The 26,011-nt window shown below is 71.9% G+C and carries 24 protein-coding genes; 12 read left to right on the plus strand and 12 right to left on the minus strand.

What is annotated here, in order from left to right; translation table 11 throughout:
- The 4 genes from kdpB to AB0I15_RS36575 are packed head-to-tail and all read left to right on the plus strand — an operon-like array spanning position 1 to position 6,129.
- Positions 1-2,079 (plus strand): potassium-transporting ATPase subunit KdpB, encoded by a 2,079-nt coding sequence (gene kdpB, locus AB0I15_RS36560; RefSeq protein WP_358105969.1) that lies wholly within the window; start codon positions 1-3, stop codon positions 2,077-2,079.
- Complete coding sequence (locus tag AB0I15_RS36565; protein WP_358105971.1) at positions 2,079-2,927, plus strand: potassium-transporting ATPase subunit C; 849 nt, start codon at positions 2,079-2,081, stop codon at positions 2,925-2,927. The genes kdpB and AB0I15_RS36565 overlap by 1 nt, the downstream gene beginning before the upstream one ends.
- Positions 2,924-5,464 carry a DUF4118 domain-containing protein gene (locus tag AB0I15_RS36570; RefSeq protein WP_358105974.1) on the plus strand — a complete coding sequence of 847 codons (2,541 nt, stop codon included), beginning with the start codon at positions 2,924-2,926 and terminating at the stop codon, positions 5,462-5,464. The genes AB0I15_RS36565 and AB0I15_RS36570 overlap by 4 nt, the downstream gene beginning before the upstream one ends.
- Entirely contained in the window at positions 5,461-6,129 is a 669-nt protein-coding gene (locus tag AB0I15_RS36575; RefSeq protein WP_358105977.1) for a response regulator, read from the plus strand. The genes AB0I15_RS36570 and AB0I15_RS36575 overlap by 4 nt, the downstream gene beginning before the upstream one ends.
- 12 nt (positions 6,130-6,141) lie before the next feature.
- Here AB0I15_RS36575 and AB0I15_RS36580 read toward each other — a convergent pair whose 3' ends face one another.
- Positions 6,142-6,594, minus strand: coding sequence for a Clp protease N-terminal domain-containing protein (locus AB0I15_RS36580; RefSeq protein ID WP_358105980.1), 453 nt, complete (start codon positions 6,592-6,594; stop codon positions 6,142-6,144).
- 110 nt (positions 6,595-6,704) lie between these two features.
- Here AB0I15_RS36580 and AB0I15_RS36585 point away from each other — a divergent pair, with 110 nt between their 5' ends.
- The gene (locus AB0I15_RS36585; RefSeq protein WP_358105983.1) at positions 6,705-8,012 is read left to right on the plus strand and encodes an alpha/beta fold hydrolase; all 1,308 of its coding nucleotides are present in this window, start codon (positions 6,705-6,707) and stop codon (positions 8,010-8,012) included.
- A gap of 14 nt (positions 8,013-8,026) precedes the next feature.
- Here the strand turns inward: AB0I15_RS36585 and AB0I15_RS36590 are convergent, their stop codons facing one another.
- Positions 8,027-8,299 carry a hypothetical protein gene (locus AB0I15_RS36590; RefSeq protein ID WP_358105986.1) on the minus strand — a complete coding sequence of 91 codons (273 nt, stop codon included), beginning with the start codon at positions 8,297-8,299 and terminating at the stop codon, positions 8,027-8,029.
- Positions 8,300-8,386: 87 nt separating this feature from the next.
- Between AB0I15_RS36590 and AB0I15_RS36595 the strand changes: the two genes are divergently transcribed.
- The 3 genes from AB0I15_RS36595 (at position 8,387) to AB0I15_RS36605 (ending at position 11,024) form a co-directional block, all read left to right on the plus strand.
- The gene (locus AB0I15_RS36595) at positions 8,387-8,836 is read left to right on the plus strand and encodes a hypothetical protein (protein ID WP_358105989.1); all 450 of its coding nucleotides are present in this window, start codon (positions 8,387-8,389) and stop codon (positions 8,834-8,836) included.
- A 92-nt stretch (positions 8,837-8,928) separates the two neighbouring features.
- Positions 8,929-10,107 carry a cytochrome P450 gene (locus AB0I15_RS36600; RefSeq protein WP_358105992.1) on the plus strand — a complete coding sequence of 393 codons (1,179 nt, stop codon included), beginning with the start codon at positions 8,929-8,931 and terminating at the stop codon, positions 10,105-10,107.
- Between the two features lie 128 nt (positions 10,108-10,235).
- Entirely contained in the window at positions 10,236-11,024 is a 789-nt protein-coding gene (locus tag AB0I15_RS36605) for a sporulation protein (protein ID WP_358105995.1), read from the plus strand.
- A gap of 132 nt (positions 11,025-11,156) precedes the next feature.
- On the opposite strand, the gene AB0I15_RS36610 is transcribed toward AB0I15_RS36605, so the two are convergent.
- The 8 genes from AB0I15_RS36610 to AB0I15_RS36645 all read right to left on the minus strand — a co-directional run bounded on the left by AB0I15_RS36610 (position 11,157) and on the right by AB0I15_RS36645 (position 19,276).
- Entirely contained in the window at positions 11,157-11,519 is a 363-nt protein-coding gene (locus AB0I15_RS36610; protein WP_358105998.1) for a hypothetical protein, read from the minus strand.
- A 108-nt stretch (positions 11,520-11,627) separates the two neighbouring features.
- A complete protein-coding gene (locus tag AB0I15_RS36615) occupies positions 11,628-12,308 on the minus strand; it encodes an HD domain-containing protein (protein WP_358106001.1) in 681 nt (226 codons plus the stop codon).
- Positions 12,309-12,378: 70 nt separating this feature from the next.
- Complete coding sequence (locus AB0I15_RS36620) at positions 12,379-13,140, minus strand: hypothetical protein (RefSeq protein WP_358106003.1); 762 nt, start codon at positions 13,138-13,140, stop codon at positions 12,379-12,381.
- 24 nt (positions 13,141-13,164) lie between these two features.
- Positions 13,165-14,118 (minus strand): DJ-1/PfpI family protein, encoded by a 954-nt coding sequence (locus AB0I15_RS36625; RefSeq protein WP_358106006.1) that lies wholly within the window; start codon positions 14,116-14,118, stop codon positions 13,165-13,167.
- 96 nt (positions 14,119-14,214) lie between these two features.
- On the minus strand, positions 14,215-15,165 hold the full coding sequence (locus AB0I15_RS36630) for a GNAT family N-acetyltransferase (RefSeq protein ID WP_358106009.1): 951 nt from the start codon (positions 15,163-15,165) through the stop codon (positions 14,215-14,217).
- Positions 15,166-15,378: 213 nt separating this feature from the next.
- Positions 15,379-17,307, minus strand: coding sequence for an amino acid transporter (locus AB0I15_RS36635; protein WP_358106011.1), 1,929 nt, complete (start codon positions 17,305-17,307; stop codon positions 15,379-15,381).
- A gap of 146 nt (positions 17,308-17,453) precedes the next feature.
- The gene (locus AB0I15_RS36640) at positions 17,454-17,936 is read right to left on the minus strand and encodes a GNAT family N-acetyltransferase (RefSeq protein WP_358106014.1); all 483 of its coding nucleotides are present in this window, start codon (positions 17,934-17,936) and stop codon (positions 17,454-17,456) included.
- Positions 17,937-18,109: 173 nt separating this feature from the next.
- On the minus strand, positions 18,110-19,276 hold the full coding sequence (locus tag AB0I15_RS36645; RefSeq protein ID WP_358106017.1) for a hypothetical protein: 1,167 nt from the start codon (positions 19,274-19,276) through the stop codon (positions 18,110-18,112).
- A gap of 294 nt (positions 19,277-19,570) precedes the next feature.
- Between AB0I15_RS36645 and AB0I15_RS36650 the strand changes: the two genes are divergently transcribed.
- Positions 19,571-19,927 (plus strand): hypothetical protein, encoded by a 357-nt coding sequence (locus tag AB0I15_RS36650; RefSeq protein WP_358106019.1) that lies wholly within the window; start codon positions 19,571-19,573, stop codon positions 19,925-19,927.
- Between the two features lie 72 nt (positions 19,928-19,999).
- Entirely contained in the window at positions 20,000-22,111 is a 2,112-nt protein-coding gene (locus tag AB0I15_RS36655; RefSeq protein ID WP_358106022.1) for an alpha/beta hydrolase-fold protein, read from the plus strand.
- A 65-nt stretch (positions 22,112-22,176) separates the two neighbouring features.
- On the opposite strand, the gene AB0I15_RS36660 is transcribed toward AB0I15_RS36655, so the two are convergent.
- A complete protein-coding gene (locus AB0I15_RS36660; RefSeq protein WP_358106024.1) occupies positions 22,177-23,070 on the minus strand; it encodes an NmrA/HSCARG family protein in 894 nt (297 codons plus the stop codon).
- A 101-nt stretch (positions 23,071-23,171) separates the two neighbouring features.
- On the opposite strand from AB0I15_RS36660, the gene AB0I15_RS36665 reads away from it, so the two are divergent.
- Positions 23,172-23,747: a helix-turn-helix domain-containing protein gene (locus AB0I15_RS36665; RefSeq protein WP_358106027.1), complete on the plus strand. Its 576-nt coding sequence runs from the start codon at positions 23,172-23,174 to the stop codon at positions 23,745-23,747.
- Positions 23,748-23,753: 6 nt separating this feature from the next.
- Here the strand turns inward: AB0I15_RS36665 and AB0I15_RS36670 are convergent, their stop codons facing one another.
- Positions 23,754-25,247 carry a serine/threonine-protein kinase gene (locus AB0I15_RS36670; RefSeq protein ID WP_358106030.1) on the minus strand — a complete coding sequence of 498 codons (1,494 nt, stop codon included), beginning with the start codon at positions 25,245-25,247 and terminating at the stop codon, positions 23,754-23,756.
- A gap of 300 nt (positions 25,248-25,547) precedes the next feature.
- On the opposite strand from AB0I15_RS36670, the gene AB0I15_RS36675 reads away from it, so the two are divergent.
- On the plus strand, positions 25,548-25,997 hold the full coding sequence (locus AB0I15_RS36675) for an Rrf2 family transcriptional regulator (RefSeq protein ID WP_358106033.1): 450 nt from the start codon (positions 25,548-25,550) through the stop codon (positions 25,995-25,997).
- The last annotated feature ends 14 nt before the right edge of the window (positions 25,998-26,011 follow it).

Consider the following 26,011-nt stretch of genomic DNA (forward strand, 5'->3'; position numbering starts at 1 on the left):
ATGACAACCCCCGCGCTGAAGCGCGACGGCCGTGTGGGCGGCGGTCTGCTGGATCCCCAGCAGTTGATCGTGTCGCTGCCGGACGCCCTGAAGAAGCTCAACCCGGCCACGCTGTGGCGCAACCCGGTGATGCTGATCGTGGAGATCGGCGCGGTGTTCACCACCGTGCTGGCGATCCTGCGGCCGTCGTTCTTCGCCTGGGCCATCGTCGTGTGGCTCTGGCTGACCGTCGTCTTCGCCAACCTGGCCGAGGCCGTGGCCGAGGGCCGTGGCAAGGCCCAGGCGGCGACGCTGCGCAAGGCCAAGACCGACACCATGGCCCGCCGGCTGAAGGGCTCCGCCGAGGAGGTCGTGCCCGCGCCCGAGCTCAGGCAGGGAGACCTGGTCGTCGTCGAGGCCGGCGAGACCATCCCCGGCGATGGCGACGTGGTGGACGGCATCGCGTCGGTGGACGAGTCGGCGATCACCGGCGAGTCCGCCCCGGTGATCCGCGAGTCCGGCGGCGACCGGTCCGCGGTGACCGGCGGCACGAAGGTGCTGTCGGACCGGATCGTCGTGCAGATCACCCAGAAGCCCGGCGAGAGCTTCATCGACCGCATGATCGCCCTGGTCGAGGGCGCGAACCGGCAGAAGACGCCGAACGAGATCGCGCTCAACATCCTGCTGGCCGCCCTGACGGTCATCTTCCTGGTCGCCACCGCGACCATGCAGCCGCTGGCGATCTACGCCAAGTCGATCAACCCGGGCGTGCCGGACTCGCTCGCGCTCGACGCCGACGGCGTCACCGGCGTGGTGCTGGTCTCGCTGCTGGTGTGCCTGATCCCGACCACTATCGGCGCGCTGCTGTCGGCGATCGGCATCGCCGGCATGGACCGCCTGGTGCAGCGCAACGTGCTGGCGATGTCCGGCCGCGCGGTCGAGGCGGCCGGGGACGTGTCCACGCTGCTGCTGGACAAGACCGGCACGATCACGCTGGGCAACCGGCAGGCGGCCGAGTTCGTCCCGGTGGACGGCGTCACCGAGCGGGAGCTGGCCGAGGCGGCGCAACTGTCCAGCCTTGCCGACGCCACCCCCGAGGGCCGCTCGATCGTGGTGTTCGCCAAGGAGCGTTACGGCCTGCGCGAGCGGGAGATCCACGGCGCCGAGTGGGTGCAGTTCACCGCACAGACCCGCATGTCCGGCGTCAACCTGGAGGGCCGCGAGGTCCGCAAGGGCGCGGCCACCGCCGTGATGAAGTGGGTGCGCGACCACGGCGGCCACCCGACCGAGGGGATCGGCCACATCGTGGACGGCATCTCCGCCTCCGGCGGCACCCCGCTGGTGGTGGCCGAGAAGGGCCGCGTGCTCGGCGTCATCCACCTCAAGGACGTCGTCAAGCAGGGCATGCGCGAACGGTTCGACGAGATGCGCCGGATGGGCATCCGCACCGTCATGATCACCGGTGACAACCCGCTGACGGCCAAGGCCATCGCGGACGAGGCCGGGGTGGACGACTTCCTGGCCGAGGCCACCCCCGAGGACAAGCTCGCGCTGATCAAGAAGGAGCAGGCGGGCGGCCGGCTGGTCGCGATGACCGGCGACGGCACCAACGACGCCCCCGCCCTGGCCCAGTCGGACGTCGGCGTGGCCATGAACACCGGCACCTCGGCCGCCAAGGAGGCCGGGAACATGGTGGACCTCGACTCCAACCCGACCAAGCTCATCGAGATCGTCGAGATCGGCAAGCAGCTCCTCATCACCCGGGGCGCGCTGACCACGTTCTCCATCGCGAACGACATCGCGAAATACTTCGCGATCATCCCGGCCATGTTCGCGGCCGTCTACCCGGGCCTGGACGCCCTCAACATCATGCGCCTGGCCAGCCCGCAGTCCGCCATCCTGGCCGCGGTCGTCTTCAACGCGATCATCATCATCGCGCTGATCCCGCTCGCGCTGCGCGGGGTGCGTTACCGGCCGAGCAGCGCCTCCAAGCTGCTGTCGCGCAACCTGTACGTCTACGGCCTGGGCGGCATCATCGCGCCGTTCATCGGCATCAAGCTCATCGACCTGCTCATCCAGTTCCTTCCGGGGATGTCGTAATGGAACGCCTGCCAAGCTGGCTCCGCCAGCACCTCGCCGCCCTCAGGGCGGTCGCCGTACTCACCGTGCTGCTCGGCCTGGTCTACCCCCTGGCCGCCACCGGCGTCGCCCAGGCACTGTTCGATCACCAGGCCAACGGCTCCCTGGTCGAGGGCGACCGTGGCAGCTCGTTGATCGGCCAGTCCTTCACCGACGCCGACGGCAACCCCGTCAAGAAGTACTTCCAGTCCCGCCCGTCGGCGGCCGGCGACGGCTACGACCCCACCTCCACCTCGGCCAGCAACCTCGGCCCCGAGGACATCGTGGACACGTTGCCGGTGCTGGGCGCCAAGGACGATGAGGGCGATCCTGACGAGGGCAGGCAGTCACTGCTCACCCAGGTGTGCGCCCGCTCCAAGGCGGCCGGCGAACTGGAGGGCGTCAGCGGCGCCCGCCCCTTCTGCACCCCGGACGGGGTCGGCGCGGTGCTGAAGGTCTTCCCCGGCCGCGCCGTGAGCGTCAACCAGGCCTGCCCCGCCACCCCGTTCATCCCCTCCTACCAGGGGCTGCCGGTGGAGTGCGGCAAGCCGGGGGAGGACTACGCGGCCGGCCGCACCGTCCCCGTACGCGGCGACGCCACGGCGGTGGTCCCCGCCGACGCGGTCACCGCCAGCGGTTCCGGCCTCGACCCGCACATCTCGCTCGCCTACGCCGAGCTGCAGGCACCCCGCGTGGCCAAGGAGCGCGCAATCGCCCTCGATCAGGTCAAAGCACTGATCAGGGAGCACACCAGCGGGCGGGCGCTCGGCTTCATGGGTGAGCCGGCGGTGAACGTGCTCGAACTCAACCTGGCCCTCGACCGGTCATGACCCGGGGCCGCCTGCGGGTCTACCTCGGGGCGGCCCCCGGGGTGGGCAAGACGTACGCGATGCTCGGCGAAGGCCGGCGCGGGCTGGAGCGGGGCCGGGACGTGGTCGTGGGGTTCGTCGAGACCCATGGCCGCGCTCGTACCGCCGCCCTGCTGGAGGGCATGGAGGTGATCCCGCGCAGGACGATCGTCTACCGGGGCGCCACCTTCACCGAGCTGGACGTGGACGCCGTCATCGACCGGGCGCCCAAGGTCGCGCTGATCGACGAGCTGGCCCACACCAACGTGCCCGGCTCGGCGAACGTCAAGCGCTGGCAGGACATCGACGCGATCCTCGACGCCGGCATCGACGTCGTCTCCACGGTCAACATCCAGCACCTGGAGTCGGTCAACGACGTCGTCCAGGAGATCACCGGCGTACCGCAGCGCGAGACCGTCCCCGACGAGGTGGTACGCCGGGCCGACCAGGTCGAACTGGTCGACATGTCACCCGAGGCGCTGCGCCGCCGCATGGCCCACGGCAACGTCTACGCCCCGGTGAAGGTGGACGCGGCGCTGTCGAACTACTTCCGCGTCGGCAACCTGACCGCGCTGCGCGAGCTGGCGCTGCTGTGGGTCGCCGGCAAGGTCGACGACCAGCTCGACCGCTACCGCGCCGACCACGGCATCGCCACCACGTGGGAGGCGCGCGAGCGCGTGGTGGTCGCCCTGACCGGCGGCCCCGAGGGCGACACCCTGGTACGCCGGGCCGCCCGCATCGCCGCCCGCACCAAGGGCGCCGACATGCTCGCGGTCCACGTGACCAGCGCCGACGGGCTGGCCGGCGCCGACCCGGCCAGCCTGGCCCGCCAGCGCACCCTGGCCGAGGATCTGGGCGGCACCTACCACCAGGTCGTCGGCGACGACATCCCGCGCGCGCTGCTCGACTTCGCCCGCGGCGTCAACGCCACCCAGCTCGTCCTCGGCGCCTCCCGCAGAGGCAGGTTCGCCCAGATCTTCTCGCGCGGCGTCGGGGTCGAGACCACCGCCCGCTCCGGGTCCATCGACGTCCACATGATCACCCACGACGAGGCCAGGAAGGGGCGGCGCCGGCCGGCCCGTTCGCGGGCCGCGCTCACGCGTACGCGGCGGCTGGCCGGCTGGGTGCTGGCGGTGGCCGGGATGCCGCTGCTGACGCTGGCGCTGTCGCCGTTCCGGGACATGCTGTCGCTGCCCAGCGAGATCCTGTTCTTCCTTACGCTGACCGTCGGGGTCGCGCTGGCCGGTGGCATGTGGCCGGCCATCACCGCCGCCGTCGGCGGGTCGTTGCTGCTCAACTGGTACTTCACGCCGCCGGTCGGCGAGTTCACGATCAGCGATCCGGAGAACCTGTTCGCGCTGGTCGTGTTCGTGCTGGTGGCGGCGGCGGTGAGCACGATCGTGGACATCGCCGCCCGCCACACCCGTGAGGCGGCCCGCGCCAGCGCCGACGCCGAGCTGCTGTCCACGCTGGCCGGGCACGTGCTGCGCGGCGAGGCCGCGGTGTCGTCGCTGCTGGTCAGGATGCGCGAGACGTTCGGGCTGGCCTCGGTCACGCTGCTGGAACGACGGCCCGAGGCCGCCCGGACGCCCGACGACCGGTCCGACCCCGACGTCTGGCGGATCGCGGCCACCTCCGGCGGAGCGCCCGCCACCTGCCCCGGGCAGTCCGACACCGACGTGGTCCTCGGCGACGACCTGATCCTGGCGGCCAAGGGTGGTCCGCTGGAGGCCGCCGACCGTACGGTGCTGGAGGCGTTCGCCGCCGAGGCCGCCGTCGCGCTGCGGCAGGAGCGCCTGCAGGAGGCGGCCGAGCGGGCCCGGCCGCTGGCCGAGGCCGACAGGATGCGCACCGCGCTGCTCGCCGCCGTCAGCCACGACCTGCGCACCCCGCTCGCCTCGGCCAAGGCCGCCGTCGAGAGCCTGACCGGCACCGACATCACCTGGTCGCCCGAGGACCGTGCCGAACTGCTGGCCACGGCGGCCGAATCCCTCGACAAGCTCGACCGCCTCGTGGCGAACCTGCTCGACATGAGCCGCCTGCAGGCCGGGGTGCTCGGCGCCACCCCGCAGCCGCTCGCCCTGGAAGAGGTCATCCCCCGCGCCATCGACGACCTCGGGCCGCTCCGCGACCGCGTCGAGGGCGACATCTCCGTGGAACTGCCCGAGGTCCTCGCCGACCCGGCGCTGCTGGAGCGCGTCCTGGTCAACCTCATGTCCAACGCCGTCCGCTACAGCCCGCCGGGCCGGACGGTGCTGATCACCGCGAGCTGGTACGGCCGGCACGTCGAGATCCGCGTCATGGACCGCGGCCCCGGTATCCCGCCCGAGGCGCACGACCGTGTCTTCCAGCCGTTCCAGCGGCTCGGCGACCGCGACAACCACTCCGGCGTCGGCCTCGGGCTGGCCCTGTCACGCGGGCTGGCCGAGGCGATGGGCGGCAGCCTCGTACCCGAAGAGACACCAGGAGGTGGCCTCACCATGATCCTCACACTGCCCATCTCGAGCGGGACGTCGTGACGCGCATCCTCGTCGTCGACGACGAACCCCAGATCCTGCGCGCGCTGCGCATCAACCTGGTCGCCCGCCACTATGACGTCACCGTCGCCCCGGACGGCGCCGCCGCCCTGCGCACGGCCGTCGACGCCCCTCCCGACCTGGTCATCCTCGACCTCGGGTTGCCCGACATCGACGGAGTGGACGTCATCCACGGCCTGCGCGGCTGGACCAGCATCCCGATCATCGTGCTGTCCGGCCGGGCCGGCAACCAGGACAAGATCCAGGCCCTGGACGCCGGCGCCGACGACTACGTCACCAAGCCCTTCGGCATCGACGAACTGCTCGCCCGCGTGCGCGCGGTCGCCCGGCGCACCACCATCCAGGAGGCAGAACTGGCTCGCATCCAGGTCGGTGACCACCTCATCGACCTGACCGACAAGACCGTCTCCGGCGACGTGCGGCTCACCCCGACCGAGTGGCACATCCTGGAGCTGCTGCTGCGCCACCCGGGCAAGCTGATCAGCCAGCGCCACATTCTCACCGAGGTGTGGGGCGCCCGCTTCGTCAAGGAGACGCACTACCTGCGGCAGTACATGGCCCAGATCCGCCGCAAGCTCGAACGTGACCCGGCCCACCCCGCCCACCTGATCACGGAGCCGGGCATGGGTTACCGCTTCAAACCATGACGGGTGCCACCGTCACAGCTCGTTCCGTACGCGCTCGATCAGCTCGGCCCTGTCGATGCCCGCCAGGGCGAGCGCGCGTGGCACCGTGCCCACCTCCGCCCGCAACACCCCCAGCAGCAGCAGGTGCCCGACCCGCACGTCCTTCCTGGGCGGGATCGACATCCGCTCCATGGCGAGCTTGAAGGTGGCGCCCAGGGGCGGATGGCGCTTCGGGTCCCGGGTCGCCGGCGGCAGGCCGAGGTCGCCGGGTGACACCCCCGCCGCGCCCAGGCTGTGCTCGAACTCCTTGCGCAGCGCGTCCTTGACCGCCTGGTAGTCGAGGCCGGCGCCGGCCAGCGGGTTGTCGGGGCCGTCGGCGAGCGCCAGCAGCAGGTGCCGCGCCTCGACCGTCGCCGAGCCCTCCTCCCGCGCCTCGGCCTCGGCCCGGTCGAAAACCGACCGGAGGAACCTGTCGAACTCACCCATCCGCGTCTCCTCGCACAGCCGCCTGCCTGATAAGCAACCGTAGTTGACTAGATCGACATTAGTCAACTACGGTTGCTCGCGCTGAAGGGCCCCTGATGTGAGGACGATGTATGAAACGGACAACCGCCGTGCTGGCCGCGCTCGCGATCGGAGCCGGGACGCTGACCGGGACCGCCGAGGCCACCGGCCTCGGCCGCTACTACAAGCAGGACGTCCGGTGGACCGCCTGCGGCGACGCCGCCCTGGACCAGGCGGGCGCCCAGTGCGCCGAGGTCACCGTGCCGCTGGACTACGCGGAGCCTCGGGGCCGTACGACCGAGGTCGCGATCTCCCGCTTACGGGCCACGGACACCGAGCACCGGCGCGGGATCATGCTGTCCAACCCCGGCGGTCCCGGCGGCGAAGGGCTGCACTTCCTGCTCTACGTCAGGGGCGGGATGACCCCCGAGGTCGCCTCCCGCTACGACCTGATCGGCATGGACCCGCGGGGCGTCGGGCGCAGCGCGGCGATCGACTGCGACTGGCCCATCGGCGCCATGCTCTGGTCGCCGGGGCTGGACCGGGCGGGTTACCGCGACGCCGTACGCACGCAGGCCGATCTCGCCCGGCGGTGCGCCAGGAAGGAGGGCGGCAGGATCGCGCACATCACCACCCGCAACGCCGCGCGGGACATGGACGTCATCCGCGCCGCCCTGGGCGAGACGAAGCTCTCCTACCTGGGCATGTCGTACGGCGCCTACCTCGGCGCGGTCTTCACCCAGATGTTCCCGCACCGCGGCGACCGGATCGTGCTGGACAGCGCTCTCGACCCGGCCGCGTACATGATCGGGTCGATCAGGAACCAGGGGCCCGTCAACGAGGCCGCGCTCGACGAATGGGCGAGCTGGACCGCGGACCGCGACGCGGAATACCACCTCGGCGTGACCGGGCCGCAGGTCCGGGCCCGGGTCGAGGGCCTGATCAGGCAGGCGGCCGGCACCCCGATCCGCATCGGCGACCACCTGCTCGACGAGCGTTTCCTGCCGATGCACCTGTTCACGCTGCTGGTGGACGCCCGCTACAACGGCCACCTCGCCGCCCGGGTACGGCTGATCGCCGACGCGGCCGAGGGCAGACCGGTCGAGCCGGCCAAGGACTTCGACGACGAACTGCGCTACCTGCTGACGGGCCGGCCCCGCGACCTGTCCGGCCAGGCGGCCGTGATCTGCGGCGACGCCGCCGTGCCGCGCGACCCGGAATGGTACTGGCGCAACATCCAGCGCAGCAGGGCCGCCCAGCCGGTGTTCGGGCCGTACGCGAACAACATCACGGCCTGCGCCTTCTGGGCGCCGCCCCGCGAACCCAGGACCGTCGTGCGCAACGACGTGCCCGCGCTGATCGTGCAGGCCACCGGCGACACCCGCCCCGTCCACCGGTGACGGGGTCAGGGCGCTTACCAGGTCGGTGGCCGCCGCCAGCACCCGATCGAGTTCGTCACGCCGCCACGGCTGGCGGGCAGCCGTCCCGGGATCTCCTCGAAGATCAGCGCGCCCCAGTCGCCGCCGAGCAGGCGCTCGATCCCCGCCGTCACCTGTTCGGGCAGCGCCGCCCAGGCGATCCTCCTGCCGCCCGTAGCGCACGTGGAAATCGGCGACCCGGCGGAATTCGCGGCCTGAAGGGCCGGGCGGGTTCTAAGGTCGACGACGTGACCTTCGCCGCTGATCATGACGACCCTCGCCCCACGCTGGTCTCGAGCCCTGTTCACCAGGGCCGCACCGCCCCTCGTCCGGCCTGGTCCGTCGACATCCGGCTCATGGACACGCAGCCCGTCGCCGTCGCCGCTCCTGCACCAAGGGCGGTCCGCACGGTCTATGTGCTTCGGCGGCACCGGCGGCAGTTGGTGGTGGGCGTCCTGCTCGACCACACCACCCACCCCCTGGCCAATCGCCAGGCCAGAGCCTGGGCCACCCGCCAGGCCGCCGCCGGCGCGACCTCGCTGCTGCCCTGGAGGCTCATCGACGAGGCCGACCCGGAGAGCGGCTGGCATACGACCAGCGGCCTGCTGGTGGAGCAGTACGTCCTCTACCGCCACCCCGGCGGCTGGCATCTGCTCGGCGCGGTCACCCGGGCCTCCCGGCCGCGGACCATCACCGACGCCGACGCCCAGGCCTGGGCGTCGGACGTCCTCACGCCTCTCCCCGCGCTGGACTGGGAGCACGGTCCGGTCATCCCGGGCGCCACCCTCTGGTACGCCACACCCTGACTGTCGCGCACGATGTAACCAAATTGCGCACGCCGTTCCTCATGCGTACACTGTTCACATCAAGTGCACACTGTGCGACGAGAGGAGTCGACATGACCGAGCCCTTGGCCGCCCTTCCCCGCACCCGTCCGGCGGGCCGCCCCTACGACCCGCCCGCCGAGCTGGCCCGGCTCCGCGCCGAGCAGCCGCTGCGACGCCTGGTCTTCCCCGACGGCCACCACGGCTGGCTGGCCCTCGGCCACGGCCTGGTCCGCGCCCTGCTCGCCGACCCCCGCTTCAGCTCCCGCTACGAACTGCAGCACTACCCCCTTGCCGACGCCGGGCCGATGCCGTCCGCGCCGACCGGCGACCTGACCGGGATCGACGCCCCGGAGCACACCCGCTACCGCAAGCTGCTCGCCGGCAAGTTCACCGTGCGGCGGATGAACCTGCTCACCGAACGGGCCGAGGCCATCACCGCTGCGCACCTGGACACGATGGAGGCCAAGGGGCCCGGCGCCGACCTGGTCGAGGCGTTCGCCCGGCCCGTGCCCGCCGTGATGATCTGCGAGCTGCTCGGCGTGCCGTACGCCGAGCGCGACCGGTTCCAGAGCCTGGCCGCCACGGTGAGCGAGGGCGCGACGGCGGAGGAGCAGTTCGCCGCCTACACGGAGGTCGGCCGCTACATCGGCGACCTCGTCACCGCCAAGCGCGCCCATCCCACCGACGACCTGCTCAGCGACCTGACCACCACAGATCTGTCGGACGAGGAGCTGAGCGGCATCGGCGGCTTCCTGCTGGGCGCCGGGCTCGACACCACCACCAACATGATCGCGCTGGGCACGTTCGCGCTGCTGGAGCACCCCGGCCAGTTCGCCCTGCTGCGCGCGGACCCGGCCCTCGCCGGGAAGGCGGTGGAGGAGCTGATGCGGTTCCTGACCATCACCCACACCGGCGCCAGGGCCGCGCTGGAGGACGTCGAGCTGGACGGTCAGGTGATCAGGGCGGGGGAGACCGTCGCGCTGGCGCTGCAGGCCGCCAACCGCGACCCCCGGCGCTACCCGGACCCCGACGTGCTCGACCTGACCCGCGACGCCACCGGCCACCTGTCCTTCGGCCACGGCGTCCACCAGTGCCTCGGCCAGCAACTGGCCCGCGTCGAGATGCGCGCCGCCCTGCCCGCGCTGGCCGCCCGCTTTCCGTCGCTCCGGCTGGCGGTGGCGCCGGAGGAGGTGCCGATGCGCGACGGCATGGACATCTACGGCGTCCACCGCCTCCCGGTGACCTGGTGACCACGCCAGGTCGCGCCGGCGGGTTCCCGGATGAAAAAGACAGGATGTCATGACCGCCGGAACCCGGCTCGCCCCTCGCTCGTTCAAGCGGCAAGTGACGCGAACCCTTCGAGGCGGGGAGATCGACCGTGGCCTTCAAACGGATGTGCGATGCCTTCGGCGCGGGTGCGCCTTCGGCGGCCACCTCCCTGGTCGTCTCGCGGACGCAGCCTGGTGGCACGCTGTCCGGCGAAATCCGGCTGAAGGGCGGTGAGGTCGACGCCGAGATCGACCACATCGGTCTCTGCCTGGTCGCCCCGCTCTGGCCGGCGCGGGGCGTGGGTGATCCGGGCGGAGGCGAGGAGTTCTCGCGGACCCGGATCTCCGGGCCGGTCCCGCTGTGTCAGGGAGACGAACGGGCGATCCAGTTCCAGGTCGCCGTCCCGTGGGAGACGCCGATCAGCGAGATCGGCGGCCGGCACCTGACCGGCATGGCGCTGGGCGTGCGTACCGAGGTGGCGACCGCCACGGCCGTCGACAAGGGCGACCTGCACCAGGTCGCGGTCAGGCCGGTGCCTTCGCAACTCCTCGTCCTGCGGGCCTTCGCGCGACTCGGGTTCCCCTTCAAATGCGCGGTTCTGCACGCGGGCCGCCTGAACGGCGGGCATCAGGAGCTGCCGTTCCACCAGAAGATCGAGTTCTATCCGTCCAGCCGGCACACGGGCGCCGTGCACGAGGTGGGGCTGGCGTTCGTCTCCAGCTCCTCCGGCCTGGAAGTGACGCTGGAGGTCGGCAGGCCCGGCGGCCGGCGATTCCCGGACGAACGGTTCGAGATGAGTCACGAGGAAGCGCTGCACACCGACTGGCCCAGCGTGATCGACCGCTGGCTGGCCGGCCTGCTCCACCATGGCGGCCGCGGTGAGCGTGACCGCGGGTGACGATGGGCCGGCGCTCGCCTGACCGCGACGGTGCCGTCAGCGGTGCCGTCGGCGGTGCCGTGGCCGGGCGGACGGAGGGCCGCCCTGATCACCGCCCTGGCAAACACGGCCGGACCGAGCGGCACCCGCAGGTTAACCGAACGCGAGCGTGACCATCCAGCACAGCAGCGCGCCGAACGCGGTGACCAACCCCACCCGGATCCAGTGCGTGGCCAGCAGCAGGCGCAGCAGCCGGTGGTCGTTTCGACGGCTGAGGCGGAACTGGAGCGGCGCCCAGTACGCCGCGGTCGCGGCCAGCATGACCGCCTCGATGGTGAGCGCGAGCCAGACGGCCCAGCCCGGCATATAGGCAGGCCGCAGGAGGATGAGCGACAGGGCGCCCAGCATGGCCAGTCCGTGCGGGACGAACGCCGTACCCGGCAGGCGCCGCTTGGGGGCCTCGTGGTACGCGCTCCATTCTGAGGCGCCGACCAGCGCCCAGACGGGATGGACCACGACCTGTGTGAGCCAGATGACCCCACGTTGAACATCGCCACGGCCAACGTCCCCATCAGCACGATTTCGCTTGTGCCCACCTGTGTCTCCGATGCTCGCGAACCGCGTTCAGGACGTGGCGGCCGGTTGGTAGCCGTCGTAGTCGTGCCAGGTGGGGTCCAGGGTCATGAGCTGCTCCCAGGTCGGCCAGGTCTCCTGGGTCCGCTGGCGCAGGAGCTCACCGGGCATGGTGAACGGCGGCGCCTTGTGCGGCTTGCCGAGCGCCTGACCGACGATCGCGTCCTTGAGCACGGCCGCGGCGTGCAGGCGCGGGAACACGGCATGGACGCGGTCGGCGTAGCCGGCGGGAAGGGTGTGCGGCCCGCTGGGGCCGAGGTCGAAACCCGCTCCGGCCGTCACCAGTGCGATCTCGGGCCGCTTGCGCCCGGCGATCGCGGAGTACAGGTGCAGGGCGATGGCGTCCCAGACGATCTCCGCCTTCTCCGGTGCCAGCCCGTGCTCGATGAGGAAGCGGGTGGCCAGGTCGGCGCCGTCGAGCTCGAAGGTCTGATCGCCGTTGCCGTGGTCGCTGAGCCCGGCATCGTGCAGGACGCAGCCCAGGAAGAGCAGCTCGTCGTCGTAGTCGTGGCCGGGGCGCAGACCTTCCTGCTCGCCGAGGAAGCGTGCGTAGAGATAGGTCCGCATGCTGTGGTTGAAGATCGCCCGGTCCTCGATGTCGCGGGCGAAACGCATGGCGGCCAGGGCCAGCTCGGTGCGGGGGAACGGCAGATCACCGAAGGTGTCGTTCACGTGGTCTCCTTGGGGAGGGCGGTCAGGGCCGGGGATGGTCGCCACGGTGCGAGCCGGGGCACGCTCGTCATCAGTCGTCCCAGCCGCCGGCGTCGAGGATGCTCTCCCAGGTGACGTAGGGGAGCTCGGGGTGCCGCTGGTGCAGGACCTCGCCGGGCAGCGTCATCGGCGGCGCCTTGCGCGGGTCGGCGAGGCCCTGGGCGACGATGGCGCCGGTCAGCGCGCGGGCGCCCCCGTGGCGGGGATAGGCCGCGTGTACGCGGTCGGCGTAGCCGGCGGGCAGGGCGTCGGGGCCGCCGGTCAGGTCGATGCCGATGCCGTCCTGGGCGATCGTGATCTCCGGCGGACGGCGGCGGGTGAACACCGGCGAGCGGTGCAGGCCGTACGAGGTGTGCAGGGCGATGCCGTCCCACACGGTGTCGACGCGGCGGTCGGTGATGCCGCGCTCCTCCAGGAACCGGGCGGCGAAGTCGGCGCCGTCGAGTTCGAACCGCTGGCCGGTGTCGGCACGGGTGGTCAGTCCCATGTCGTGCAGGACGCAGATGAGGAACATGACCTCGGCGTCGTAGTCCCGGCCGGGCCGGCGGCCGGCCTGTGCGGCGGCGGCCCGGCCGAACAGGAAGCTGCGCAGGCTGTGGTTGCGCAGGTAGGGCTCCTGCGCGTCGCCGACCAGCCGGTGGGCCTCCCGGGCGATAGGCGTGGCGGGAAAGGACAGGTCACCGGACGCGGTGGTCTCGCCGGTCTCGCCGGACGCGGGGGGCGGCGCGGCTGTCAGGGCGGCCGCGCCGGCGAGCCCGGCCAGTAAGGTACGGCGGGGCAGGGACGGGTTCATGCGATCTCCTTCGCGACGGTCACATCAGGGGCCGGTGTGGGAGGTGGCGCGGAATCGCCGGCGGTAGGCGGTCGGGGTCGTGCCCAGGACCTGCAAGAACGCCCGGCGCATCGTCTCGTCGGAGCCGAAGCCGCAATCGCGGGCGATCGAGTCCACCCCGGCCGCGCTGGTCTCCAGGAGGGTCTGCGCGGCTTCGACCCGGATCCGCTCGACGTACTGGCCGGGGGTGAGGCCGAGCTCGCTGCGGAACAGCCGGGTCAGGTGACGTTCGCTCACCGCGGCGCGGCCGGCCATCGCGGCGAGGGTGTGGCCGGCCGCCGGTTCGGCCGCGATCGCGTCCAGGAGCCGGCGCAGCGCGGGGTGGCGCGGCGTGGCGACGGCCGCTCGGACGCTGAACTGCGACTGGCCGCCAGGGCGTTGCAGGAACACCACCATGTGCTTGGCCACCGCCCGGGCGATGTCCGGGCCGTGGTCCTCCTCGACCAGGGCGAGCGCCAGGTCGATTCCGGCGGTGACGCCGGCCGAGGTCACCACGGGCCCGTCCCGTACGTAGATGGCGTCGGGTTCCACGGTTACCCGCGGAAATCCGGAGGCCAGGTCGGCGCAGGCGGCCCAGTGCGTGGTGGCCCGCCGCCCGTCCAGCAGCCCCGCCTCGGCCAGCAGCAACGCCCCCGTGCACACCGAGGCCACCCGGCGCGCCCGCCGGGCGAGCTCGGGCAGCCGGCTCAGGAACGGCTCGGCCGGGCGGTCACCGTCGGGGTGGGGGTAACCCGGCACCAGCAAGGTGCCGACCGGGCCCTCGACCTCGTCCAGCGCCAGGTCCACACCCAAGGGCGCACCGATGTCCGTGCGTACCGGCTGCCCGTCGACCGAGGCGAGCCGGATCCGGTAGCCGCCGGACCCGTGCAGCACCTGCACGGGACCGGCGACGTCCAGCAGGACCACACCGTCGTAGACGGCCACGACCACATCTCCCACGCCATCAGCCTCGCGGGTTGCGGGAGATGTCCACAAGGACCACTGGCCCACAGATCCGGACATCGCGCAGGAGTCGGGGCGAGCCCGCGGCCCGGCTCAGTTCCAGGTCATGTTGATCGTGCGCTCGAAATTGACGTATCCGACGCGCTGGAAGGCGTTCGCCATGGGGACGTTGCCGAGGTCCGTGGCCGCCCGGATGCGCGGCACGTTCTGCGCGGCCAGGATGCGGGTGCCTTCGGCGAGGATGTCGTCGATGTAGCCGTTGCCCCGGTGCGCGGGCAGCACGGCGAGGTAGCCGATGATGGGGTTGTAGTCGTTGCGGGCCGGGGTGACGAACCCCACCGGCTCGCCGTCCGGCAGCGACGCGACCCGCCACCAGTCGCGCGGGCTGCGGTAGTGGGCGAGTTCGTCCTCGTAGTGCCGGACGGCCGCCGCGCGGGCGGGCATGCGGGCCAGGTCGTCACGGCTGTGCGCGTCGAGCGTCCCGTCGAGGACCAGCGTCATCAGGGAGAGGATCTCCTCGGTGTCGCGGACCGGCCGGAACGCCAGGCGCCCGCTCGGCTCGGGGATCGGCGTGCCGGGACGCCACTCCAGACGCAGTCGTTCGACCAACAGGTGGGCGCCGGTCCGTTCGAGCACGGCGATTCGGTCCTCGACGACGCGCCTGGCCGCCCCGGCCGCGCGCCAATCGGGTGGGACGAAGCGGAGGTACTCGGGTGGGCGGGCGCCTGCCGGGACGATCGCGGCCATGGCGGCCCGCACCAGCCGCACGCCGACGTCCACGCGGTCGTGATCCGCGCCGCCGTCGTCGAGGTCGAGGATGTCCATGAGGAACGGCGTGTCGTCGCCGGCCCGGCCCCACCAGGCGGCCCTGGCCAGCAGGCGGTCGCCGCGCAGGGCGACCCACATCCATTGCGGGTGGCGGCGCCCGGCGGCGAGGTCGTCCGCCAGCTCCTCGTTGAGGGCATAGGGCAGCCGGGAGAAGAGGTCGAGGTCGTCGCGCCCGGTGATCGGGCGTATGGTCAGGTCGTTCTGTTCCACGGTCAAGGCACGCTCCGGTGAAGGCGCCCGTCCGCTCGGGGGTCAGACGCGGTCCGCGCCCCGGGAGGACACAAGCGCGGTGATCAGGGGGATCATGGGCTTATCCCTCCTTCCGGTGTCGTGGCCCCTTGCTCCTGCCGGCAGGGGTCGGGCCAAAGATCTATCCAAGTCGGCGGTCTCCGCGCAAACCCTTTTCGCGATCGTCGTCCTCGGTGGCCGTCAGCCGACGTGGACGACGGGGCGGCGGTCCGGGTCGGGTTCGGCCTGGCGGAGGACTTCCCGGGTCAGCGGCGGGACGTCGCCGCCGCCGAAGACCAGGTAGCGCAGCAGGGCTCCGATGGGATTGCCTTCGGCGGCCCAGTGGAAGTACACGTGCGGGGTCTTGCCGGTCCGGTCGCGCAGGTGCAGGAGGAGGGCGGCGATCGAGTTGGCGACGGTGGTGCTCTGCATGCGCAGGACGCGGAAGCCGTGGCGTTCCTCGCCGGTCACGCGGAGCTCGCCGGCGAACTCGGAGGCGTCGGGGATGGTGACCTCGAGGAAGATCAGACCTTCGCTCGTGCGGAGACGGTGCAGCTCGAACGCCTCGCGGGCCTTGTCGACGTACTCCTTGGCGTCGCGGCCGTGGGGTTCGTTGGCGATGAGGTAGATCTCGCCGGCCTCGTTGATGAAGCGGCGGGCGTGGTCGTCCAGGCTGATGTGGGTGACGCGCAGTTCGGTCGAGCGGGTGGCGCGGGAGATGAGCGAGATGACCACGATGGCCAGCACGAACAGCAGGGCGATCACCAGGCCGTCGGGCCGTTCGATGATGTTGGCCACGGTGGCGTAGGCGAAGATCAGCGTGACGAGCCCGAAGAACGCGGCCGCCTTGACACGGCCCATGGTCCAGGCGGACAGGGTGACCGCGACGGCGGCCGACAGGATCAGGGCCAGCACGCCGGTCGCGTAGGCGCCGCCCTGGGCCTCGACCTCGGCGTCGAAGACCAGGGTGATGAGGAAGGCGATGACGGTGAAGACCAGCACCATGGGACGGATGGCGCGGGTCCAGTCCGGCGCCATGCCGTAGCGGGGCAGGTAGCGCGGCACGATGTTGAGCAGCCCGGCCAGCGCCGAGGCGCCGGCGAACCACAGGATGGCGATGGTGGACAGGTCGTACGCGGTGCCGAACCAGTCGCCCAGGTACAGGTGGGCGAGGTAGGCCAGGGCGCGGCCGTTGGCCGAGCCGCCCTCGGCGAACTCCTCGGCGGGGATGAGCACGGTGGTGGCGAAGCTGGAGGTGACCAGGAAGACGCTCATGATGAGGGCGGCGGTGGTCAGCAGCTTGCGCGCGCCCTTGATCCGCTCGGCCAGCTCGCCCCTGATCAGCGGCATGACGGCCACGCCGGTTTCGAAGCCGGACAGGCCGAGGGCGAGTTTCGGCATCACGTACAGGGCGACGGCCACCATCGCGATCGGGCTGGAGTAGTCGGAGGCCAGGACGTTCTGCCAGCCGGTCACCTGCTCGGGATGGGCGAGCACCCGCTGCACGGCGGTGACCACGACGACCACGTTGAGCACGAGATAGACGGCGACCAGGACGACCGCGATGGAGATGGCCTCACTGAAGCCCGCCAGGAACACCCCGCCCAGCGCCGCGATCAGCAGCAGCGTGACCGGCACCTGCGCGCCCTCCCAGGAGCGCGGGACGAAGGGGTTGTGCAGGATGTGCGCGGTGGCGTCCGCCGCCGACAGGGTGATGGTGACGATGAAGGCGGTGGCCACGAAACCCAGCAGGAACAGCACCAGCAGCTTGCCGCGCCAGCCCGGCATCAGGCGCTCCAGCATCGACAGCGAGCCGAGCCCGTTCGGGCTCTGCTCGGCCACCGCCCGATAGGTCGGCAGCGCGCCGAACAGCGTCAACGCGACCAGCAGCAGCGTGGCGACCGGGCTGAGCGCTCCGGCGGCGAGGGCGGCGATGCCCGGCTGGTAGCCGAGGGTGGAGAAGTAGTCCACGCCTGTCAGGCACATCACCTGCCACCACGTGTGGCGGTGGCCGGGCGTCTCGTCCTTCGGCGGATGGCTCGCCAGGCCCTCGGGGCGTTGCAAGCCCTTGAGCAGCCACCGCTGCAGTGCCGTTCCCGGCATCGCCGCATGCTGGTCGCCGTCGCTCACGTAGAGCCTCCATCAAGGAAACATCAAGACGAATGCACCCTAGTGAGGCGAAGAGCCGTATTCCCGTGATCATGGCGTCAAGAAAACGTCAAAAATCGGCGCCGCTCCGGGACGCGATGTGTGCGTCCCGAAGCGGAGCGGTTCGGCTAGAGCTGCCGGTAATAGACGGTCACCGGAAGGGGGACGCACCCGAGCCGCTCGTAGAGGGCTCTGGCGGGCGCGTGGAACGGGTCGCCGCCGGTGCCGATCTCGACCACGTCGGCTCCCCGCGACCGCATGTCCGCGAAGGCGTGCTCGCAGAGCGCGGTGCCCAGGTGATGCCGGCGGTGCCGGGCCGAGACGGCCAGGTGGGTGATCGTGCCGTTCCTGCGGGCCGGGTCGACGCCCCAGGCGACGTATCCGGCGAGGGCGTCCTCCGATTCGGCGACCGCGACGTACCGGTGCCGGGCCGGATCATGGAGCTCGGCGACCTGCTCGCGGTAGTCGTCACGCCAGTCGCCGTGCTGGTTGGCGAAGATCACCTCGCCGACCAGGGGACGGAACCGCTCCTCGTAGAACGGCCGGAACGTCTCGATGGTGAGGTCGGTGACTCGGGCCAGGTCAGGCCGAACGAACGGGCGAATGCGCATGGAAGTGTGCCTTTCAGGCTGAGGGCTTGATACCCGGACGGAAAAGGGCATCGATCGGCCCGCTCACGCCTGTTGCCGGCGGTGAGCGGCCCTCAGCGGCGGGGACGCCCGGCGGCGAAGCACTCCATGACCCGCAGCATGGCCCCGGCGGGGCGGTGACGTCAAGGCGGTTTCTACCGCCAACGCCGGCGCAGGCCGAGCACTATGTCGCGCAACCACAGCAGGTGGTTGCCGCCGTCTTCGACGGTCGGCACGATGGCGTGCGCCTCGCTGTAACCGTTCCAGGTCTCGACGGAGAGCCCGGCCGTGGCGAACTCCAGCGCCAGAGCCCGTTGACGCTGCCGCCACTGAAGGTTGAATCCGTAGACGGCGGGGTCGTCCCGGAAGGGGAGGTGCCTGTCGTCGAAGCCCGGGATGACGGGGGCGACGAACGGGATCCCGGAGTCGTTCCAGCGGGTCAGGATGCCGCGCGCATAGGCGAGCCGCTCGTCCTCGGTGATGGCGGCCTGAGGCTTGCGCGGGCCGAGGCTCTGCGACGTGATGTTGTACGGGTTGACCGCCAGGACGCTGGGGGTGTCCCGCAACGCGGCCGGATCGGGTCCCTCATGGGAGCCGAACCCGGGCAGCGGGGTCGGGTCGACGATCATGCCGACCTGGTGCCCGGTCCGCCGGCGGATCAGCTCCGCGGCGCGGTCGAAGCCGGCCGCGAAGACCAGCGGGTCGATCGGGCCACCATGGATCGACTCGATCAGCCAGATCACGTGGCGTTCCTGGCCGAGGGCGTCGTAGAGCTTCAGGTGGTTGGGCTGGTCGCCGAAGTTGCCGAGCAGCCAGACGGCACGTTCGACGAGCCCGTCGAGGTCGGCCGGGAACGCCTCCCAGAACCTGAACTCGGGCGAGACCTCCAGCATCGGCGCGATGAGAAGGTCTCGTTGCCGGGCGGTGTCGAACAGCTCCACGACCCGGGAAATCTGCTCCGCTTCCGTGTAGGTCCCGGGGCCGTCCCAGCGCTGCCGCGAGAACAGCCACGCCGGCGCGAACGCGTCGGTCTCCCCGCGGTGCCCGAAGTACGAGAGCTTCATCGTGTTGAGGCCGGCCGAGGCGAACTGCTGCACCGCGAAGTCGATGTCCGCGCGGTCCGTCCAGTCCAAGCGGCCTTCCTCCAAGGGCGTGCGGGCGTAGAAATGTTGCCTGGTGACCGGGTTGGGCGGCCCGGCGAAGAACAGCGCGCTCAGGATGCGGTCACCCTGGTGGCGACCGTCGTTGGCGATCCTCCCGCGCACCGCGGTCGCCCGCCGGCGCGGGTCCTGGCCCGGCGGCAACCCGGCCGACGCCAGCATCGCTGCCCCTCCGACCAGCGCATGCCGCCTGGTGAATGTGGTCAAGTCCGGTGAACGGGTCGGCCTGGACATTCGTCCTCCTCTGCTCCAAAGAGACAGGTCTTTGACCCTGCAAAGACTGGCGTCGCCCGTTGCGGTCCTGTTGCAGGGAGAGCGGGCGGCGACCCTGGCACGGGCGACGGGACAGGAGGAACGGACTCTTCCGCCGCGCGCTCCTCCGCCACCGCTTCCACCGTGCACGGCCACCATCCCTGTACGAGCACGCGCTCGCCGCGTCCGGCACCGCGCTGACCGGTGACTACAACCGACGCCGGGGAGGTCGTGGTCAGGATCCCGATCGAGGGCACGGACGTGCGGGATCTCCGGGTGCGGCGGGAACACGAGGTGCTCGGCGCGCCGGGCGGCCTGACGCCTCGGATGCCACGGCTGCTCCACCACTCCGACAGGCCCGCGTTCCAGGTGCACACGTACGTCAGCGGCCTGGTCCTCAACGGCCTCGCGCCCGCGGCGTACCCGTGCCCGGCCAGGTCGGAGGCGCTGCTTCAGTGCATCGCGCGGGTGGTCGTGTCGATGGCCGACGACCCCGACGCGACGACCCCGCCCATGGCGGGCTGCCGCGGAAATCCCTTATGGGCCGTTGCCCACAGTTGACACGGCTTCCCCAACCCCATGAAACTCTCCCGAAACAGCAGACGCATGCCGTAAACGTTTACAGGAGTGTCGATGCCCCTACCCCGATGGATCGCCGCCGGCGCGCTCGCCGTCGTGGCCGCGCTCAGCCTGACGGCCGCGCCCGGCGAGACGGACGCGCGGGCGGGCGGGACGCTCACGACCGGCGCGGCGCCGTCGCCGGCCCTGGGGGAGGACATCGCCTACAACGTCTACCTGCCCGCCCGCTACGACCGGGGGACGGCCCGCCATCCCGTGCTCTACCTCCTGCACGGCCGTGGCGACACCATGCAGGCGTGGACCCGCGTGAAGACGACGCTCGACGACATGATCCGCACCAAGCGGATCCCGCCGGTCATCGCCGTCATGCCGGACGCCCCCTGGAACGAGCGCGGCAACTGGTACGTGGACTCGCGCCACACCGGCGACGACCTCCCCGGCCGCCCGGTGGAGACGGCGCTGACCCGGGACCTGATCGCGCACGTGGACGCGACGTACCGGACGGCGCCGATCAGGCAGGCGCGCCTGGTCGGCGGCTACTCGATGGGCGGCGCGGGCGCGCTGCGGTTCGCGCTCGCGCACCAGGACCTGTTCGGCGCCGCCGCCGTGCTCAGCCCCGCCGTCTACACGCCGTTGCCGCCGTCCGCCTCCTCCGCACGCGACTACGGGGCCTTCGGCAAGGGGGACGCGAAGTTCTCCGAGGAGGTCTACCGCGAGCTCAACTACCCGGCCCTGCTCCCCGGACTGGACGCGGACCTGCCCGTCCGGCTGTTCGTGGCGGTCGGCGACGACGAGTACGCCAACCCCGACCCCGCCGACGCCCGCCACGACCTCGACCTCGAATCCGCCGCCCTGTACAACGCCGCCAGGCGCTCGCCCGCGATCTCCGCCCAGCTCCGCGTCATGGACGGCGGCCACGACTGGACGGTCTGGACGCCCGCCTTCGAGCAGGCCATGGCCGAGCTGGGGCCGGGCCTGAGCACGACGCCGCCGACCGGCCTGCCCGCCCCGCTGCACGGCACGCCCGCCGCCGACTGGGCCGGAGGCGTCGCCGCCCACGCCGACGGCTCCCTGACCATCGGGTACGCCGCCGGTGGCCCGGTGAACGGACAGCCGCACGCCGGTCGCCTGGACGCCGTGCTGACCCGTACCGGAGGCTGGACCAGGCAGATCGGCACGGCGGCCGACGAACGCCTCTACGGCGTCGCGCCCCTGCCGGACGGAGGCGTGCTCGCGGCCGGCTACACCAAGGGCGACCTGGACGGCCGGCACGCCGGGAACGCCACGGACGACGCGTTCGTCGTCAGGCTCGACGCGAAGGGGGACGTCCGGTGGATCACCCAGTTCGGCGCCCCGGGCACGGCCGACCGCCTGTACGGCCTGACCGCCGCCCCTGACGGCGGCGCGTACGTCGCCGGGTACACCAAGGGGGCACTCGACGGCCCCAACGCCGGCGACAAGGACGCCATCGTCGCCCGCCTCGCCCCTGACGGCACGCTGACCTGGATCCGCCAGTACGGCGGCCCCGGCGAGGACAAGGCGTCCGGCATCGCCGCCGACGCCACCACCCTCTACCTGACCGGCAGCGCCACCGCCGCCCTGCCCGGCACCACCGCGCTCGGCGGCCTGGACGGCTGGATCGCCGCCTACTCCGCGGACGGCACCAGGAAGTGGGCCGCCACCACGGGAGGCGCCGGCGACGACCGGCTGAACGCGGTCACCGTCACCACGACCGGCCTGGCCGTCGCCACGGGGGTCACCACCGGAGCCGCCGCGGGCGACGCCCTCACCGTCGCCTACACCGCCCAGGGCAAGCGGCGCTGGCAGCACACGCTCGCCACGCCCTCGGCCGACGAGGGCGCCGCCGTCACCGCGCTGCCCGGCGGGGAGGTGGCGGTCACCGGCTACACCCGGGGCCGGGTCGGGGTGCAGGCCGGCGGGGCCGACGCCCTGACCCTGCGCCTGGACGCCAAGGGCGCCCAGCGCGCGGCCGCCCAGCTCGGGACGGCCCGCGACGACGCCGTGGACCCCTTCGCGGAGCCCAACCTGTACGCCGCCGCCACGCCCGCGGGCCGGCCGGCGATCACCGGCCTGACCTACGGGACACCGGAGGGCGGGGACGCCCCGGGCAACGGCGACGTCTTTCTCACCATCCTGCCGGGGTGACCCGGGGCGTGCGGTCGCCACCCTGCTCTTCGCGGCACGGGTCGGGACCGTGGGGAGCGGCGCGTTCAGAGGGTGGCGCGGGCCCAGTCGGCGAGGGTCGTCGTCGGGATCGAGAGGGCGTGGGCGAACTCGGGACGCGCCGGCGCGGGATGCAGGCTGATGTAGCGCTGGGACTCGACGAACGCGCTGAGCAGCCCCGCGGCCTGCGCCTCCGACGGATCGGCGGGAAGGGTGACGGGCCTTCCCAGGACGTCGGAGAGGATCGCGGCCACCTCGCGGAAGGTCAGCAGGTCGCCGGCCAGCTCCAGCTCCACGCCGTCGAACCGCTCGGGGCCGGCGAACGCGGCCGCGGCGGTGGCGCCGATGTCGTCCACGGCGACGAAGGGCTGGGGGACCTCGGGGTCGATGGCGATCAGCAGATGGTCCGGCTTCCCGTCGGCGTAGTAGAACGACGGGTAGACGAGGTTCTCCATGAAGGTGCTCGGGCGCAGGATGGTCGTGTAGCGGGTCGCCGCGTCCCGCATCGACTGCTCGGCGGCGGCCTTGCTGTGCCAGTAGTGCTTCATGTGGCTGCCCCATCGCCTCTCGTCGATGGGTTCGCGGCTGCCCGCTCCCGACACCGAGGTGTGCACGATCTGTTCGACGCCGGCCTTCTCCGCCGCGGTGGCGAGATTGCGGGCCTGCCGCATCTCCGAGTCGCCGAGGAGATCGGCGAAGTCGGGCATCTGCACCGAGAACACGCCTCGGGCGCCGTCGAGCGCCGCTAGCAGCGAAGCCGGGTCGTCCAGGTCGCCGGTCACGAGCGTGGCGCCGTGGGCGGCGATCTCCTGTGCGCGTGGCGAGGCGGGATCGCGTACGAGAGCGTGGACGTCCGTTCCCGCGCGGAGCAGCGCCCGCGCGGTCGCGCCTCCCTGCCGTCCGGTCGCTCCCGTGACCAGCACGAACGATGAATCCGACACGTCGACCTCCAGCGGCCCCATAAACGGAGGGGCACCCCGTTTCTCTGGGCGCTACGATATGGGGGGTCCCTCCGTTTTGTCCAATGAAGGTGAGCGCAACGATGAACGCAGCAGGTCCGGGACGCCGGGCGGACAGCCGGCGCAATCGCCAGCGGCTGCTCGACGCCGCGGAGGAGGTGATCGAACGGGACGGCGCACAGGCCTCACTCGAAGAGATCGCGCGCCGCGCGGGCGTCGGCTCGGCCACCCTGCACCGGCACTTCCCGTCGCGGCAGGCGCTGCTCAACGCGGTGTTCCACGAGGGCGTCGAACGGCTCTGCCGGCGCGCCCGGGAGCTCGCCGACGGCCTGGCCCCCCGCGACGCGCTCGCCGTCTGGCTCGAGGAGCTGACGACCTACACCACGACCACCCGCGGGCTCGCGATGACCCTGATGTCGGGCCCCGGCGGCGCCATCGCCGTGGAGGACAGTTGCCACGGCCTGATCCACGATGCGGCGGCGCGCCTGGTCACGGACGCGGAGAAGGCGGAGGTCCTGCGCGCGGAGGTGGCGCCGCACGAGCTCATCGCCCTGGCCAACGCCATCTCCCTGGCCTCCGAGGGCGATCCCGGCAGCGCGCGCCGGCTGCTGGCGCTGGCCCTGGGGGGCGTCCTGAAGAGCCCGCCCGCGAAGGTGTGAGGAGGCTCAGCCCGCCGGGCGCTGCGCCTCCAGCGCCTTGGCCACGGACGCGGCGGCGCGCTGGAGGGCTGCGGTGCCCGATCGGCGGCCGTAGTAGCTGAGGTTCACCGTGGCGTTGGACATGCGGAAGATCATGTTGGCCACGTACATGCCGTTCTCCTGGTGGACGGAGGCGAAGGACTCCTCACCGACCACGGGTTTCCGGGCGAACGTGACGTCCGGGTGCTCGTCCCGCAGGTCCTGGTAGGTCTGTTTGATGCCGGCGAAGTTGGCCTTGGCTCCCTTGAGGGTGGGGACCGGGTAGACGGCGACGGTCGCGTAGGAGCCGTTGACGCCTCTGTACTGGCATATCCCCCGGGTGCGGTGGTCGCTTTCGAGGCCGCCGCCGAGCAGGGTGCGTACCTGGGCGGCGGTCAGCACGCGGCATGAGTGCAGTTTGGTGGTGAAGAGCGGCTTCGCGGCCGGCGTGGTGGTCTTGGACGACGCGGACGGCGGGGACGACGCGGACGACGCGGGGGTGCTCCGGCCCGGATCGCCGGTCGCGCCGAGGGCGCCGGGGCGGGAGATCCCCCAGATCACCGCACCCACCGCAAGGGACAGTGCGACCACCACCGCGCCTCCCACGACGGCCAACCGGTGCCATGTGGGCGCGGGCCGCCCCGCCGAGGGCCGGGTGATCTCCGGGACGTCGCCCCGGGCCGTCGTCTCGAGCCACGCCGACGCCTGCTGGAGGGTGCAGCGCCGCTGGGGCTCCTTTTCCAGCAGCGCGGCGAGCACGGGCGTGAGCGGGCCCGCACGCTGAGGGGGCGCGGGCTCGTGCATGAGAACGGAGGCCATCACGGCCGCCGCGTTCGGGCCGGTATGGGCTTTTCTGCCCTCCACCGCCACGTACAGGGTGGCTCCCAGCGACCACAGATCGGCCTCCGGGCCGTCGGTCTCGCCGCGCAACCGCTCCGGCGCGATGTAGCCGGGGGAGCCGTTCAGCAGGCCGGTCTGGGTCAGCGCGGCGTCCCCTGCCACGGTGGCGATCCCGAAGTCGGTCAGCAGCACGCGTCCGTCCTGGGTGATCAGGACGTTGCCCGGTTTGACGTCGCGGTGCAGGACCCCCATCGCGTGCGCGGCGGCCAGCGCGTCGAGCACGTGCCGCCCGATCCAGGCGACCTGGGCGGGTGGCAGCGGCCCGTCATCGCGGACGATCTGGTCGAGGGAACGGCCGTTGACCAGCTCCATCACGATCCACGGCCGGCCGCTGTCCATGACGACGTCGTGCACCGTGACGATCGACGGATGAGAACGCAGCCGCGCCGCGGCACGGGCCTCGCGCAGGGTCCGTTCGGTCAGGTCTCTTCTGGCGGCCTCGTCCAGGTCGGGCGGCAGGCGTACTTCCTTGATCGCGACCTGCTGGCGCAGCAGTTCGTCGACGGCCAGCCACACCGTGCCCATGCCGCCCTGCCCGAGCTGTGACATCAGCGAATAGCGGCCTGCCAGCATCATCGCCATGCCCCCAGGGCGTGGCGGCACGCGTCATCGCGGCATAAGCGGGCCGTGCGTGGTCTGGCTCCGGCCGGCGTGGATTCCGCCGCCATCTGTTCCTCCTGGACCTGAGGGGCTCGCATGGATCGGCCGTCGGAGTACGTCGCGACCGCCCGGCATTCGGCGAAGCCCGTCGTGGAAGGGCAAACCGTAGCACGCGCGACGTCGGGTGCGTGGCTTGAAACGATCATTTCCGCTGCGCGGATTGACACGGCGATTTAACTGAAACTACTGTCGTTACAGTTCGGTCGGCGCCGGGAGGGGGACATGGTGGGGCTCAGCAGCAGGAGCGCGGTCGCGATTCACGCGCTCACCATGCTGGCCCGCTCGGACGACCACTCGCTGACCTCCGCGGAGATCGCGGACAGCCTGGCGAGCAACCCGGTCCTCGTGCGGCGCATCCTCGGCAACCTGCGGGACGCCGGCCTGGTGTGGTCCACCGAGGGGCGCGGTGGCGGCTGGTCCCTCGCCCGTCCCGCACGCGAGATCACCCTCCACGACGCCTACACCGCCGTCGAGGCGGGGCCGGTCCTGTCGCGGCACGCCCACCCGCCCAGCGACGCGTGCGCGGTCGGGCGCCACATGCAGGATCTGCTCGAAGCGGAGTTCCGAGACGCCGAAAAGGCCATGGAGGAGCGGCTCGGCCGGACCACCATCGCCCACCTGCACCGGCAGGTGCAGGACAGGGAGCGCGAGCTCGCGGCCCGGGATCGCTAGCCGAAGAACGGCGG

This window comes from Nonomuraea sp. NPDC050643, from assembly GCF_040654715.1.
Classification (GTDB): Bacteria; Actinomycetota; Actinomycetes; order Streptosporangiales; family Streptosporangiaceae; genus Nonomuraea.